This window comes from Shewanella sp. DC2-4, from assembly GCF_013248875.1.
GTDB lineage: Bacteria > Pseudomonadota > Gammaproteobacteria > Enterobacterales > Shewanellaceae > Shewanella > Shewanella oncorhynchi.
On sequence record NZ_JABRVR010000004.1, the window covers coordinates 1 to 14,790 of the forward strand.

17 protein-coding genes are annotated in these 14,790 nt (G+C 40.9%); 3 read left to right on the top strand and 14 right to left on the bottom strand.

The genetic code is table 11. From position 1 onward, the window contains the following. Nucleotides 1-89: 89 nt before the first annotated feature. The 4 genes from HQQ92_RS23025 to HQQ92_RS23040 all read right to left on the bottom strand — a co-directional run bounded on the left by HQQ92_RS23025 (nucleotide 90) and on the right by HQQ92_RS23040 (nucleotide 4,524). Nucleotides 90-686, bottom strand: a complete 597-nt coding sequence (locus HQQ92_RS23025; protein ID WP_173248899.1) for a tyrosine-type recombinase/integrase — start codon at nucleotides 684-686, stop codon at nucleotides 90-92. A gap of 575 nt (nucleotides 687-1,261) precedes the next feature. After that, entirely contained in the window at nucleotides 1,262-1,825 is a 564-nt protein-coding gene (locus tag HQQ92_RS23030) for a hypothetical protein (RefSeq protein WP_173248901.1), read from the bottom strand. Nucleotides 1,826-2,199: 374 nt separating this feature from the next. Continuing rightward, the gene (locus HQQ92_RS23035) at nucleotides 2,200-3,825 is read right to left on the bottom strand and encodes an MCR-4 family phosphoethanolamine--lipid A transferase (protein WP_173248903.1); all 1,626 of its coding nucleotides are present in this window, start codon (nucleotides 3,823-3,825) and stop codon (nucleotides 2,200-2,202) included. A 423-nt stretch (nucleotides 3,826-4,248) separates the two neighbouring features. After that, the gene (locus HQQ92_RS23040) at nucleotides 4,249-4,524 is read right to left on the bottom strand and encodes a hypothetical protein (RefSeq protein WP_173248905.1); all 276 of its coding nucleotides are present in this window, start codon (nucleotides 4,522-4,524) and stop codon (nucleotides 4,249-4,251) included. Nucleotides 4,525-5,044: 520 nt separating this feature from the next. Between HQQ92_RS23040 and HQQ92_RS23045 the strand changes: the two genes are divergently transcribed. Then, nucleotides 5,045-5,236 carry a hypothetical protein gene (locus HQQ92_RS23045; protein WP_105250854.1) on the top strand — a complete coding sequence of 64 codons (192 nt, stop codon included), beginning with the start codon at nucleotides 5,045-5,047 and terminating at the stop codon, nucleotides 5,234-5,236. Between the two features lie 328 nt (nucleotides 5,237-5,564). Here the strand turns inward: HQQ92_RS23045 and HQQ92_RS23050 are convergent, their stop codons facing one another. From HQQ92_RS23050 to HQQ92_RS23090, 9 genes are all read right to left on the bottom strand, one after another. Then, nucleotides 5,565-5,762 (bottom strand): hypothetical protein, encoded by a 198-nt coding sequence (locus HQQ92_RS23050; protein ID WP_014620459.1) that lies wholly within the window; start codon nucleotides 5,760-5,762, stop codon nucleotides 5,565-5,567. Beyond that, complete coding sequence (locus HQQ92_RS23055) at nucleotides 5,759-6,385, bottom strand: hypothetical protein (protein WP_173248907.1); 627 nt, start codon at nucleotides 6,383-6,385, stop codon at nucleotides 5,759-5,761. Before HQQ92_RS23055 ends, HQQ92_RS23050 begins: the two co-directional genes overlap by 4 nt. Nucleotides 6,386-6,399: 14 nt before the next feature. Beyond that, nucleotides 6,400-6,663 (bottom strand): hypothetical protein, encoded by a 264-nt coding sequence (locus HQQ92_RS23060; RefSeq protein ID WP_011839972.1) that lies wholly within the window; start codon nucleotides 6,661-6,663, stop codon nucleotides 6,400-6,402. Nucleotides 6,664-6,699: 36 nt separating this feature from the next. Further along, nucleotides 6,700-7,596 (bottom strand): hypothetical protein, encoded by an 897-nt coding sequence (locus HQQ92_RS23065; RefSeq protein WP_173248909.1) that lies wholly within the window; start codon nucleotides 7,594-7,596, stop codon nucleotides 6,700-6,702. Between the two features lie 608 nt (nucleotides 7,597-8,204). Then, nucleotides 8,205-8,957: a hypothetical protein gene (locus HQQ92_RS23070; protein WP_014620916.1), complete on the bottom strand. Its 753-nt coding sequence runs from the start codon at nucleotides 8,955-8,957 to the stop codon at nucleotides 8,205-8,207. 8 nt (nucleotides 8,958-8,965) lie between these two features. Next, on the bottom strand, nucleotides 8,966-9,610 hold the full coding sequence (locus HQQ92_RS23075; protein ID WP_173248911.1) for a PFL_4669 family integrating conjugative element protein: 645 nt from the start codon (nucleotides 9,608-9,610) through the stop codon (nucleotides 8,966-8,968). Beyond that, entirely contained in the window at nucleotides 9,597-10,124 is a 528-nt protein-coding gene (locus tag HQQ92_RS23080; protein ID WP_014620914.1) for an STY4526/YPO1902 family pathogenicity island replication protein, read from the bottom strand. The genes HQQ92_RS23075 and HQQ92_RS23080 overlap by 14 nt, the downstream gene beginning before the upstream one ends. After that, a complete protein-coding gene (mobH, locus tag HQQ92_RS23085) occupies nucleotides 10,124-11,974 on the bottom strand; it encodes a MobH family relaxase (protein WP_173248913.1) in 1,851 nt (616 codons plus the stop codon). Before mobH ends, HQQ92_RS23080 begins: the two co-directional genes overlap by 1 nt. Before the next feature lie 91 nt (nucleotides 11,975-12,065). Further along, entirely contained in the window at nucleotides 12,066-12,284 is a 219-nt protein-coding gene (locus HQQ92_RS23090) for a helix-turn-helix transcriptional regulator (RefSeq protein WP_014620912.1), read from the bottom strand. A gap of 83 nt (nucleotides 12,285-12,367) precedes the next feature. Between HQQ92_RS23090 and HQQ92_RS23095 the strand changes: the two genes are divergently transcribed. Together HQQ92_RS23095 and HQQ92_RS23100 are read left to right on the top strand one after the other, a co-directional pair. Further along, nucleotides 12,368-12,703, top strand: coding sequence for a helix-turn-helix domain-containing protein (locus HQQ92_RS23095; RefSeq protein ID WP_014620998.1), 336 nt, complete (start codon nucleotides 12,368-12,370; stop codon nucleotides 12,701-12,703). 464 nt (nucleotides 12,704-13,167) lie between these two features. After that, on the top strand, nucleotides 13,168-13,500 hold the full coding sequence (locus HQQ92_RS23100) for a helix-turn-helix domain-containing protein (RefSeq protein WP_173248916.1): 333 nt from the start codon (nucleotides 13,168-13,170) through the stop codon (nucleotides 13,498-13,500). Between the two features lie 15 nt (nucleotides 13,501-13,515). On the opposite strand, the gene HQQ92_RS23105 is transcribed toward HQQ92_RS23100, so the two are convergent. Next, nucleotides 13,516-14,568, bottom strand: a complete 1,053-nt coding sequence (locus tag HQQ92_RS23105) for a replication initiation protein (RefSeq protein WP_173248918.1) — start codon at nucleotides 14,566-14,568, stop codon at nucleotides 13,516-13,518. Nucleotides 14,569-14,790: the final 222 nt, after the last annotated feature.

Here is a 14,790-nt window from a genome sequence, read left to right on the forward strand (position 1 = left end):
GGGACAAAACATTCACACTTTGTTTAATTTTATTTTCCTTTCAAAACAGTGCAGTTATGATGGTTTAATTATAATCACACTTGATATATTTATACTTCAATAGCTTCTGAAATCCGCAGTGCATCTTCAATCTCGACACCAAAATAGCGCACGGTGTTATCTAACTTGACATGTCCAAGCAAGATTTGAATCGCCCGAATATCCTTGGTTCGACGATAAATCAATGTCGCCTTGGTTCTACGCAACGAGTGCGTGCCATACAATTCACTATTCTGCCCTAATTGACTCGCCCAGTTTTTTACCCTTGAGCGGTAATAGCTATAACTCATCGGCTGATGAATACTCCTTGGGCTAGGAAATAGATAATCCTCAGCGGTTAATCCCTTTTCAAGCAACCAAGATGTCAGGCTGTGCTGAGTCTTTGGAGTAATTTCAAACTGAACGTCACGATGGGTTTTACGCTGTATTAATCGCACTCGCGGATTGATTATGCCTGATGAGGTAATGTCTTGGACCTTCAAGTGTAATAAGTCACAGGCTCGCAATTTTGAATCAATCGCCAGATTAAGTAACGCTAACTCAGCAATATTATGTTCTAACTCCAAACGAGTACGAATGCGCCAAATCTCTTCCAATTTAAAAGGTCGTTTTTGTCCCATGGGATGACCTTTATTCCAAGCGTCCATACAAACCTCCTCAGGTTGTAATGAATAGACACTTGAAGTATAGGAAATAGCGCTCTTAACTGAACAAATATGGATTATAAAATCTCATGCATAAATAAAATTAAAGCGGAGTCTAAAAATGAAGCGCTGAATTGCTTTGGGGCAATAGCTTTTTAACTGAATGAAAAGCGAGAGGGTTAGTGAGGATTGGCATTGTTGCAACAGTGACCGTTGGCGGCATGGATGCAGCCGTCAAGCCCTCAGGGACGAGTTTATGGCGAGTCACTGGGGAAACAGTGACAATTTATGTAGCACACCTGACGACGAAGTGATCTTGCCGTGGGGCATTAGCTTTTTAGCTAAATTAACAGCGAAAGGGGCATAAACGTGCCTGAACAGATCGGCCTGATACTAGTTTGGACCAAAGCGAGTGAGCCAGAAGCTCGCACAAAATGCCAGCGTGATGCGCGTGAATCAGACTGGTGTAGATTGATTCACGAGGATGATTTAGAAATAATAGCGACCATTAGAAAATTATATGGTTAACGTCACGTACAACGGCGCAAATTGATGCGTCTTATTAGCAGACTCTGATACTAAACAATGCTCCGAACCAGCTTTGAGGCTGCTCGAGTATAGCAGTACAACGGATGACCTCTTGAGTTATATCGAACAACCAACAAGCCCAATCTAAGCATTAACTGTAAATCATCTTGGAAAAATCGCGTCTCATTACATAAAAAATCAGGTCCAGGACATAATACAATTTTTTGTTTTATATCGCTTATAGCGTTTGACAATAGGAAGAATTCACTATTATTTTCCTCCATCAATTTGAGGATATCGAGAGTCTGGTCTGAGATTGCTTCTTGCACATAAGCGAGCGCCAAACCCTCAATCCCATCTGACCTGGTTGCAAGAATTGCTAGGCGCTCTGAAATAGTATCAAGCTTTTCATGTACATCAACCAAGCCCCTATTGAAGATGCTTTGAATGCTAAGTGTCGTAGCATGATTTGCCTCAATTGCTTGTTTAATATCTCCATGATTATGCTCCATTAACCAAACCAGAAATTCATTCAACTCTATTTGTTTATTTCCAGTCCGGCCCGATGAAAAGGCAGAGAGCAATCCTACTATTGTTGCGAATTCAGCTACCATATTTTCTGTGCCCTCGTCTCAATTGTATTCGTGCGCATAGTGTTTATCTTGTAGGTCAACTGAATTTAGTAACTACTTTAAAATACTAAATTCCATATTATTGCTAGATTGTGAATCAGACTATCCTAGAATGATTCACGGGCTCACTTTGGGACAAAAAAAAGCCCCGAAGGAAGATAGTTACGGGGCAAAATCGGTATTAAGTATTTAATGAGAGGATGCTGGTCATTATTTATACGCTTTACAACATGAACGATACACTATCGCTAGTATTAAATTGTATTCATTATCAGACTGCCTTTTCGCCGCACATTAAGAAAATTAATCATCTGTTCATGTATTCAATAATCAGTATTCACCATTATGGAATAACCCTAATATCTACAAGGTGCAAAAATATCGAGTTGGCTCTGATAGACAGTGGTTTTTACATTCATAAGTCCTAGCAAACTGTCGAACAAATTGTCGTGGGAAAAGCCGCCCTGTTCTGCTCGCTGTGCAACACAAGTCATGTTCAACTGATTATCTTGGCTAAAGTCATTAGATACCCAAGCCAACATTGGTACGCTAGTTTGTTCTTTTGGTGCAATACTATAGGGCGCACCATGTAAATACATGCCCTTTTCACCCAAAGACTCACCATGGTCAGAGAGATACAGCATTGCAGTATCGAACATATCCTGCTTACCTTTTAATTTATTCACCACTTCACTGAGAATAAAATCCGTATATAGAATAGTGTTGTCGTAGGTGTTAATCAGTTCTTCTTTACTGCAATTCTGGATATCACTGCGCGGACAATCCGGTATAAATTTACGATGCTCTGGCGGGTATCTAAGATAATAAGTTGGTCCATGACTACCAATGATATGCAAAAAAATTACAGTATCTTGACTTGGTGCTACTGCCAGAATTTTATCTAATTTGTTGAGCAATACTTGGTCAAAACAATATTGGCCAGAACACAGCTTCGGATCACTCTTCAAATCTATCGTGAGATTTTCAACCTGATCACATACACCTTTACAGCCAGAATCATTATCAAACCACTGTACTTTTATACCACTATGACTTAACACATCAATCACTGTGTCTTGAGCATTAGCACGGCGAGGATCATAGTCTGCCCGCCCCATTCGTGAAAACATACAGGGTAGAGACACCGCTGTGGCCGTGCCGCATGAGCTAGTATCGTTAAACGCAATCAGCCCCTGATTTTGGGTATGAGCATTGGTTGGCTTGTTATATCCATAATATTGATAGCTCATTGAGTGCGCAGTTTCACCCACAACAAACACTAATAAGTTAGGTTTAGTGTTCGGGTTACGACTGGCATTCTTCGCATCTAGGCCAAGTTGTTGGTATTCCATGGGCGTCTGCAAATAGTGCTCATTGAGATATTTAGATGCACTACTAACAAAATAGGTAGGGACAATGTAACGCCTTAACTCACTGTTGTTTCGACCAAATGCAGCATAATCTTGATAGTAAAAAAAGGCGACTATCCCAATGCCAACGAACATTAGCAGCATAAAGGCTAATTTATGCAATAACTCCTTAAAAAAGGGCTGATAATGAATATCGGCCTTATAAATAAGATATGACGGTAATAGCCCTGTCAGCAGTAGATTGGTAATTGATGCAAGATTTACATACATCAATGCTTCGGCAGGATGTGTTTGAAACGTGTTTTCGATCATGCCGTAGTCAAACACGACATTGTATTGATAGGCGGCAAAAAATACACTTGAGGAAAGTAACGTCAATACAATGAAAAAGGGCTTCAGCAGGTATTTGACGGTAAAAATTGAAAACAAAAAACTCAGCGCAAATGTTAAAAATAGCGGCATAGATGCGATGAAAAGGGGATCGACTTCTGGTTGTTTTTCAATTCCTTTTCGTACTATACCAAAGAGAGGTAGATTGAAAATGGCAACATAACACAACGCAGTGATGAAAGTGAATTGGTTAACCGATAACGTCTTAAATCTAGAAATCACAAAAATCCCTTTTTGTTAAAAAAATCAATACTACCTTGATCTGATTAAAATAACCTTATAATAACAAGGCTGTTTTAGTGAGTAATATTGATTTTTGAAGTCCATTAGCCAGTGAACCAGACTAGGCAAGTCTGTTTCACTGTAACGATTTTTGAAATCCCTCATGGGCAGGTCATACTTTTTGGTATTCATTACTTTATGTATCTCAAACTATCAGACTAAGTAAGAGCTAGCCTTCGAGCTGTGACACGTTTTGGGGCAGGAATGAGCCAGCGATGAACCCACCGACTCGAATCGGGACAAAAGTGAGTTAGACCATTAGCTCAAATGAGTGAGTTTCAAATATCTCAAATCGCAGCACTTTTAGTGTAATTAGCGCATCCATCCTCATTGCTGCTTTGACTTATTAGGCATGGAGTAGAATTATTCATTTTCAGTTCCACGGTGATCAATTGTAGGTATCTCATTAAGCAACGCTATTAGCTCAGAGCGATCAACAATCATTTCACATATCTTTCTTGGCTTATCATTGCTTCCGTTAGTCATTACATCCAGGCTCAAATAATCAATACCACCACCAGTTAAATCGGTAGCAGTGGGCAGTTGAATCCATCGTTCCGAGACCTCACACCTTAAAATTCTATTTTCACGATCGTCCTTTTTTTCTTCTCTTGGATCGAAAACCGCCGTAAATAACATTATTTGTCATCGTTTTCCCTTGTGTATGTCCACTGCTAACGTGAAGCGTTGGAGTGTTGCTGAAACGACTTGTTAGGCATGATGCTCATAGCTCCTACTTAATGATTCAACCCAAATGGGCTCATTACGCTCAGTATCAATAACAATAGGAATTTGGCGCTTTGAATTTTCCATAATCCTGCAGCTTTAATCCAAGCTTAATTCAATGGCTTTCTCTCGCCCCAGTTCAGTCAACGTAAACGAAAGCCTGAACGTCTGCAAGGACCGGTGCATATGGACCAAACCATTCTCATTGAGTTTGTGGCAAGATACCCTAAAGTTTGTCCCAAAGACCTCTGTTGCTCGACTTTTATTCAACATAGTAAGGATATCTGTCGCAGGTATAGGTTTTAAAAAACCACGAAGCTCTAGCTGGTATAGCACAAATAGGATATCTTTTTGGACTGCTGAAACTCTCATCAAACATCACTCTTATTCATGTGTGATATGATTAAGATATCAAATTTAAGGGTAAAATAAAATGAAGTTGGCTACCTCCCTGGCATTATCAAGTCTGTTGTTTACGCCGATCACACTTGCCCAGGACTTATTTGCAGAAAGCACTAAATCAACGCTCAATGATGCGATAGCGAGCCCGTTTACAGGATATGTGGTGGGCGCGTTTACCGCGATTATCATCATTGCTTTAATTGTATACGCGCTCAAAGACTAATCACTCATTAAGCGAGTGTTTACCCTTCAAATTACGCAAGCGCTGTAACCGATTGAATACCTGCAAAATAAGATTGACGCCCTTAGCCTCATTAAACGCTTTTAAATCATGATAACCCGGGTTCCTGTAATTATGCCTATCCGTGGTATTTATCACCCCCGTCGCCTGGCATGTAACGCACTTACCACTGACACTGTAACGCTTAGGCGTCTCACAATGACAGCCGTCGCAGCGATGAACAGAGGTGTACATTCGCTGAAGTGCCAGCATTGCCTCAAGGCGTTCACCTTCAATTGAAGGAATATTTTCAAACATAGGAAATTTTATCTTAGAAATAAACGCGTAGAACCCAATCGACGAATGCCCTTTTCGTTGTGACAGGGCGTGAGGCATATTCAAGTACGTTGCGGCCTTCAAAACGGCCTGTAACCAACGTGGCACCTTTTTCAACATGCCAATAATGATTATTATGCTTAGCTGTAAATATTCCGTTTTCTTCAATGGCAATAATATCTAGCGAGTTCAATGTAGGTCCTTTTTTAGGTTGACACCATGATGATGCGTACAACGATGTTCAATATCAAGCTCAATCAACCGCTGATTCATATGGTCTGGGTGTTGCCAGTATACCTCACCCTTCACCGGTGCGATTTGTAATGTTAAATGCTGAGCAATATCATCATTTTGGCTATCCGGTGCCCCGATTAACCACACAGGGTAAGGACTCACAAACGCATCTAGTTCCAACTTTTGCGCCATTGCCAACATAGCTGATGCAGTTGCCGCCTCAGGGACAAAAATCAGTTTTGCAATGATGCTATTGCATCTTGAACAGGGAAAGGATTTATTTTCAATGACCTGAAAATTATCTGGCACGTTTTTAGTGAAAATAGGAAGTTGTTCATTCAATGGCTTTTGGGCTTGATGTTGTAATAATGCATCCGTCATTTGCTGCGCAACAAACGCAATGACAGCCTTGTTATCACTCGCATCCACATTCATGTAAGGCTGAAGCTGCGTATTTCCTTGGGTGGTTTCACTGACTATCACCCCACCGATGGCCTCATGACCATCGCGAAAAATCACGTAAGCCTTACCTTGTCTTATCACCGATACCCCTGGAGGAAGGGCTAATTTTTTTTGTGCCATTGATGATTTTCCCACTATTTTGCACGTGCCTGGACGAACTTAGCGCGGCGCTGGTAGTTCTCTTCATCATAGAGCGCTAAGGATTGCACCACCTCGCCGGCTACTAGCGCCTCTTTATATTTAATAAAAAAGAGTGGGGACTTCATACCCTCTAACCGGAAAGTGACTTTATCCGCAGTATTGGCATTAAGGCCCCAAGGGTGCATTTTTAACACCTGAGCACGAATAACTGTCGCAAATTTCCGCTGGCCTTCGGTGCCACTTTTGAATACCGTCATAAATCATCAACCTAATCAATGTTTAAGATAGTATTTTTACGTTATGTGAAGTTTATTTGCAAATTTTAAGGGGAATACATCCGATAAATTGAAAAGTTGACCGCGCTCATTTTGAGTGGCGATTTGTTGTCCATCTTGCCAACCTTGAGTTCTATGTATGCCCACTTCCCCATCATAAGGGTTGACTGGTGCCTTATTTAAGTGAAAAGTTCGCAAGCCCGCTTGGTATATGCCATCAAACCGATGCTGAGTAACGATATCATCCTCGATACCTTCCCAAATATCCTTACCCTGCTGCACTTCATAAACATATCTTTCCATGAGTGCTTGTCGTTGCAACAAGTATTGTGATTGAATCGGGGTTAACGACCCTTCAAAAGTTAACGCTTCAAGCCGTTCGATGACACTCTCTACCGCGTTGCGCGGTAGCGGAACGCTGCCCAATGAAATAGTTAACCCAGAAAATCCCATTGACTCAAGGGAAAGAACCTTACCAACAAAAAAAGGTTGTTTATCCAAATCAACCTGGGAACACTTCGGTATGGCCACCATGATGGGCGCCATATCAACGTTAAATTGTTTGATGTAGGCCGTACTGGCCTTTGTAACCTCTGTAATTTCCCAAATCGCCGTTGGCGCTGCGAGTACGGCGGAAAAATATAATCGTGCCATTGCCCCTTCGCGCCAACCTCTCTTACGCACAAAATATTCACCAATCGTTTCAGACTCAGATATCGGGTAACAAAAAGCCAATTCATCCGTTAAATCATCCGAAAAATACCATTCTGCAAGGTGGTCAAAAGGAATATCAGGGGCTAATCCGTCGAGAACAGTGTTAATAAGGCATTTTTTATATTGATTGAAATAGAATCCTTCTAAGTGACTCAAAAAGTTTTGAAAAAAATGGTCGTATTTACTTTTAACATGACTCATAGACACCTCTTTATACTCTTTAAAAACAGCACCTTAACAATAAACAGTATAACACATTAAGCACTGTATTTAAAAACAGTGTGATGTTTTTTTGCACGATAAAATAGGATGGATGACCGTCTTACAAGTCACAAATTGGTATGATTATTGCTCTTTTCCCTTCTGCTAGACCGCTTTTGTTTTTAACTGGTGTTCAGCACGTTTGTAGCTTAACGGTCGGATGACAAAATTCACTTTCAGCGGTGCTTTAAGTTCTCGCCCCTGCCAACGGCAGGAAATGGCGAGGCATTATTGCTCTTAGGTGGATTTATCCACCGTTGCTTGTGCCTTTTAATAAGTTATCTTTTACTAATACTTAATCTTTTTTAAAAAAGCTTTTGGACTCCCACTTCTTACTCCTTTTTCTTACTCCCATTAATGCTTTGATATACCGCCCTTATCCACAACCCACAGAGAAAGTAAAAAACGTACCTAGCTGTTTGGCAAAAAAAGGAGACGATATTATGTTTTACAGAAAGATTAGGCTGCTTTAACGTCTGATTTAAGCGACTAAAAACGTCCAGATGTGCAAAGTCCCCGCCAATCAAGACGGTTGCTTAAAATGCCGCTCAGTGGGTTTGAGGTGGGTTCGTGCTTTGTGAGAAAAACATATCAGCGGTGAACCGCTGTTTTACTGGGAGCTGGCGCTTGAACACTCGCCAAGTAAATGACAGGCCGTTATTGATAGCCTTTTGATAAGCTTGCTTTATCTGTGCGCGAATTGTGTCAGTGTATGCACCAATCGCTTGCAAGAACTGAGATGAAAGCCATTTATAAGAAGCTACAGAGCGTATGGTTTTTTCCGTTTCACCGGCATTCTCTGTGTGACTGGCAATTTTGACTTCCTGAACAACGAACACTCCGGCCAGCTTTAGCATATCGATATAACGATACCAGGTAGAGCTCGGGATCGCTTCTCCCCAACGCTTCGCATGGGCTAACATCAGTGCGTCATGGCTAGTGGTATCCATACCTATATTTTTCGCTTTACCGACTTGGCCACTCATTAAATCGCATGTGGTAATCATCGTTACCACTATTTCAAAGAGTTTGCGCTTAGTCCGTTCTGACATCTTTCTTGATATACCACCCTCATCAATTTCAAGCTGGCCACGATAGATAAGTTGACGAGCGTTATTGATCACTTCGTTGAAATAGCGAGGTAGACGAGCGTTTTTAACCTTGAAACCATCAAGGCTCGCTTTAAACGCATTAGCACCAACAGCGGTTTTATGGTTTTTTACATGCAACGCCGCAGCACGCTTTGCAGAGCGTAGCTTTTGCCGTTTAATGCGAGCTTTGTCAGTTGTTGTCTTTTGCACAATAATATCTAACGCTGTTTGATTTCAGGCGCAAATTCAGCACGAACCACCCCTTCCATCACTTCCATCGGAATACGACCGAACTTCTCCTTCGCACTTTGTGCCTTAGGGTTATTTGCACTTACATCATTACGGCTTATACCTGAATGCTGTGTAGTTTGACTCATTTCCAATACCTTACGAACACAATGAACCGCTTCATGGCGCTGTCGCTCAAATTCTTGTCTGCTCATACGTGCTTTAAATTGTGCATCCAACAGATCAACCATTAATAAATCAAACTCTTCAATCAGCGCGACCATACGCCAACCAAATCGACTAGTTACAAACAACGCCTTTTCAACCGGTTTTAATGAAGCGCACTCAGATGACGTCACACGGCGACGACGTTCATTTGCCATTAACCCTGTGCTTAACTGATTAATGGTTAAGAACGCTTCATTTAAACTGTTTTCAATCAAAATAAGCCCATGATCTGCGTATGGATCATCTTTCGCAGCAGAGGTTTCTAATACCGCAGTATGTGAAAAGAACCCGGGTAATCCCTGACTTTTGCCTTTGCGACCGTGCCACAACGAGACAGAATCACTGGCATGAAGTGCAATAGACGCATCGCTACGCAATAAACCCGCTCTGTTTTTATTTTTTTTCATCATCATTTCCTTTTTTGATATCTGACCAAATAGCACCGATACTGACCGCATGCTGTTTGGCTAAGACGAGTAATTCTTCTGCAGTGGGGTAAAGCGGATTAGGCAATTTCTCGATGTCAGACCAAAGCGCCAAATGGCAATCAGCAGGGATAGAGCGCTGTCGATAGTTGGGATCCGTATCAACAAAGCGGCGCCAAGAAGCACATGTGTGTTTTGAAATATTAAGCATGTCTGTCATTAATTTGTTAGACGCGCCGTAAATGATTAGCTCTTCACAAAATAATGGGATTTCAATACCTTCCATTTTTTTTAACAGGTAATTGCCGTTAATCTCGATAAATGCACAATCTAATTTCGCTGCCAATTCCTCTAACTGAGCCGATGACATATTCATTATTTGACACAGTTGCTCAGGAGGCAGCCCTAGCTGGTTCAATTCATGCGATTTACCATATTTTGCGTAAACACAAAGTTGATTTAAGAAAAAGAAATTGAAACTAATAGCAGCATTCATCACTCACCTCCTTCGCTAGAGAGTGCGCTATTGTCAGGGAGGGCCAATGCTGCAAGCGTCGTGGTTAACTTAATGAAAAAGCCATTCAAACGTTTGCCACTTGCTGTCACTTTAACCGAGTGAATATTCCTACCTTCTGTAGTTTTAAGATGAAGCCCTAAAGACTGAAAACCGGATTGAACCGCTAAATAACTGTCGGCATCACAACCCTGTTGGTACTTTTTACAAAAGACCTTCATAGCCGTGGGTGACACGATGAAGACCTGCCCATTCACCTTGTGAATAAAAGCCTCTGCTGTATTAATGGACACTTCACCAGCTAATAGTCCAGCTTCAATCCAGTTCCAAAACAAGATCCCAATTTGATGATCTGTTAGTTTGTTAAACGGCGTTACCAGTAGCTCTGGGCCCAGAACGTCTGCAGATTCATTTATGTCATTTGTTGATGGAGTTGCCTCAATTATTGGGGACATGAGCGCTTCCATTCCAGGGATCATGCTTATCAGTAAATCGTCTTGAACGATGACTTCTCGCGTCACATCGGTATCGTCTGTTTCAATAATTTCAGTATTAACAGACTCTGGGACAGGCTCCTGTTCTTCCACCGCAAATCCAACTGATGATATTGCTTCAGCTAAGGGCTTTTCATCTTCTGGCGGCAATATATCGATGGATCCAGGTAATGAGTTGAGCGCAAGCTCTGGCGCAAATGTTGGCAAGTGAATACACAAACACGTAAATTTTTGGTACCAGTTCACGTCAGTTAATGTCACTTTAATCGACCAAACCGCTAAACCCTGCTCGTTAGGGCGGATAATGTTGTGCTGCTGCAATTCATTAAACAGCTTTGTGTTTGAGGACGGTACGCCAGAGATCCCCCTGTCTAACAACGTGGTTCGAATGAGATCAGCAATCGGCTTACACACTAAATACAAGTGCTCACCGGCAACGAAGCCCTCCCCACCTTTTTTGTTAAGCAATACTTTTTTCTCTGTCAGCAAATAAGTCATCGTGACATGGAGCTGCTCAGCAAATGAGTTGTTCTCAAAGCGCATACGCTTCGCTGCGGCATTGATGCCGTCTTTTGATGCTCCCAAATCTTGCGCAACGCTGGCTGCATCAGCTTGTTTCACGATAAGCTCAATCACATTGTCAGGATTTTTATGGCCGGTTAGGTACTCGGTAAGGCAAGAATAGAGCATGGTGTCACTGGTGATGGACAACATGGGATTCTTCGAAAGCATTCTCGTTAAAAAGGAGTGTGCGATCCGTTGATGGTTTAAATAGGCTCGGTCATCTTTGTATTTGAACCGGTAAGGCTGTGTGAGTTTACCCACGGGCCCTAATGCCGGTGTCCAAACCTCGTTATCTGCGTCAACATTGAATAGCTCAATTTGCATATCCATGATTTTGCCGCAATCATGGAAAAGTGCGGCCAAAAATACCCCGTACACCCAAACAATCTCGCGGTGCAAAACCTCTTCAGGTGGGGTGTTGGGTGGCATAATGTAATTACGACGAATGCGCACCGCATAAATTGCCACGTCTAACGAGTGGTAAAGCAGTCCTTTGCGGCCGTGGTGGTGGTAACTCGCAGAAGCTGGCAGTTCTTGCACCCACAGCGCGAAATTCACAACAGTATCGATAACAAACTCAGTCCATATTTCATAGGGCAGCGCTAATCCGCTGCGTTGCAATACTCTGACTTTGTCTTTGATCGTCTCGTCTGCGCGTATTTGCGCTTCTGTCCACGGCATGAAATAACCGGCGGGAACAGTACCCTTTACTTGTAAAGGCACTGTTTTCGCTGGTTGCATCGCAAAGTTTTTAATTCTTTTGAAGAGATCCATCTACTACCACCCTTTTAACTGTATATTTATACAGTATTTTTATAAGTACAGTTTTTAGCGCTTTGTTGTCAATAAATTTTGTATGGTTATTTTACTTTTCAAACAAATCCGGCCTTAAATCATGCTTAGATATCCCTGTAATTTCAGAAACTTGCTTTACTTTTGTTGGATCGAGTTTTCGTCGACCGTTTTCTAAAAATGAGATCGTAGATTGATCTACTTCCAACATATCAGCGAGTTCATGCTGGGTGAGTTGATGTTTTCTTCTAAAATCTTTTAGGGCAACAAGCCCGCAATTACCAATAGTCATATTTTTTAACTACCTATAGAGATTGAGGGCAAGTTAAAGGCACTCATAATCACAAAAAAATTATGTATTTAAGGAGGTTGGGTGTGTGGCAAGAAAGAATTCGAGATGCACTAAAAAAGCGTGAAATGACTCAAGAAGATTTAGCTATAGATACAGATTTATCGCAAAGTGCGATATCAGCATTTTTATCTGGCAGAAAAAATCCAAGCCTAGATAGCTTAATCAAAATTGTAACGGCACTAGATATGACAATGGCGGATTTATTCAGTCCGAGTGAATCGTCATTTAATGAGCAGAACCTAGATGATGAATTTCGTCGTGTAAAATACGAAATGCAACAATTAATCAGGTCTGCTGAACCATCACAGTTACATTCTTTGTCATTGCTTTTAGCAATCTCAAGAAAAATCTTGCGTTAACCCCTGCCGTTTCCAAACAGAAAACAACAAATGAGCATTACTGAAAGCAGTAATGACTTAGGAGTGGAGTCTTGGTCTTAAGTAAACCAAGCGTAATCAAACCGTGTAGGTCTAATCACATTAGTTGATACCAATAACGACGTTATCGGTGCTTCTGTCAAAGACAAGAGAAGCTAAGTTTAGGATACCTCAATCAGCGTAAGCTGAACGCGACACATCTCATGAGGCCATTTAAGGCGTACTGCCGTGTGCTTCACACTGTAAGTCAGTGAGCAACTATTTAACATGCTTAGGCTATCATTCAGATATAGAAATGCCAACAACATTTTTCTGTAAAATGCTGTTTCTGTTTGGGAACGGATTTTTAAAGAGCGTGAACATGTGCACGTGATCATATTCACACTATAGACTAGAGTCAATAACTCTTAAACTAAGTTCTGTTTTACTACTTCAATGGGACTTTAATGACACCAATAGAAAGACGTATTTCATATACCGTCGAAAACTGTGGAATGAGCAACACCGAACTAGCACGTAAAATAGGTGTTGAAAGAACAACTGTAAGCAAGTGGTTGAAAACAGGTAAAATATCTATAGAAAACTTTGCCAGTTTATGCGTGACTCTTAATGTTGACCCTAGGTATTTTTTGTTCGGAAATCTGCAAGAAAACTTACTTGATAACATACAAGCTAATGAATTTAAAACATTAATTACAGCAGATATGATCAATGAACTAGATAAAATTATACGCTCGCATGAAAGTTTATTAAACGAATTAAAAAAACTGAGAAAATAGTAGCTTATTACGACCCTAACGTAGTCTAGCTTCTGACATTGCAGAACTAAACTTTTGCATAAAATCTGACTCAAATGCATAGCCTGATTGCATTAATGAGCTGATGTTAACAGTAAGATTATTCAGTTCCTCTACTGTAGGGTTGCCATCTGAGTTAGCAACAAATCCATCCACTACAGCCCAGGTTTCTTGTGCTAGTTCTAATGGATTTCTTTCATCTCCGAGCTTTTTGCGCTCCTTCTTTTCAGCTGCATCGATCTGAACAGGATCAACCCAGTAAAATAAAAACTCAATATGAGTGATTTTCCGACCTTGTTTCTTATAACTCCAACCCAAATTTTGAGTCTTTTCGTCAATTAAAAACTTAATCCTGTGCTCTTTTGATTCGATCTCTCTGATAGCCGGCGAAATGATTCTCTCAATGAAGCTATTTGTTCTGGCATATGTTTTTTTGATCAATTTCCCCTTTTCATCAAGTAAACCAAAAAACGCGTGAAGCTCTTCGAGAGAAAATGGGTTCAGTTTTCCTTGTCCATACTTAAACCTACATAGAGCGGTATAAAGCCTTTTGGCATAATCCGTTTCTAATGCCGTAAACGTATCATTGTAGATCTGACTATGGCCCTGTGATAAGCAGAGATATTCATTCATTAACAAATCATTGGGCACGATAGTAAGAACACCATCTTCATAGGATACTTGTTTGAAAAGACTACGAAAAATGAATCGACGCTTATTTGGTTCTTGCAATCCAATTGTTTTCTCGCTAAGTCGTTTTGCAGGATCTTTAATCACATTATAAAGCGACCGGTTATCAACTTTTAGCCATTCACATAAAACGTTTGAAGTGAAACTATAGTGCGGAGATGGAATAGTAGGTGGCGTCGAAACAGAGGAGTCTGAGATCACCCAGTGATCTTTATCGAGACGAGAAAGTAAAAGGGCAAATATATCATGTTCAACCGGAGACATTGATAACTGTGAAAAAACAAGACGATGAGCTTGCCTAAAAAAATCTGAAGTTAACTGCCCAATACGTTCTGTTTTAACTAAATTAGTATTTGCCACTTTTAGTACCTTAAATCAAATTTATAATGCTTAAGTCACGTTTTACTCTGCTTACCAGAAGAGTTAGATGTGTCTTAAGAACTTTGAGTGACCTTTCCACCAAATAGGCATTCTTTGAACAGCCAAGACAAGTTTAAACCGTCAGATCATGCGTTTTCATAAAATTGACCAGAGCAAACCGTGTCATATGGCTACATCCTATCAGAAACAAACAGAGCATCA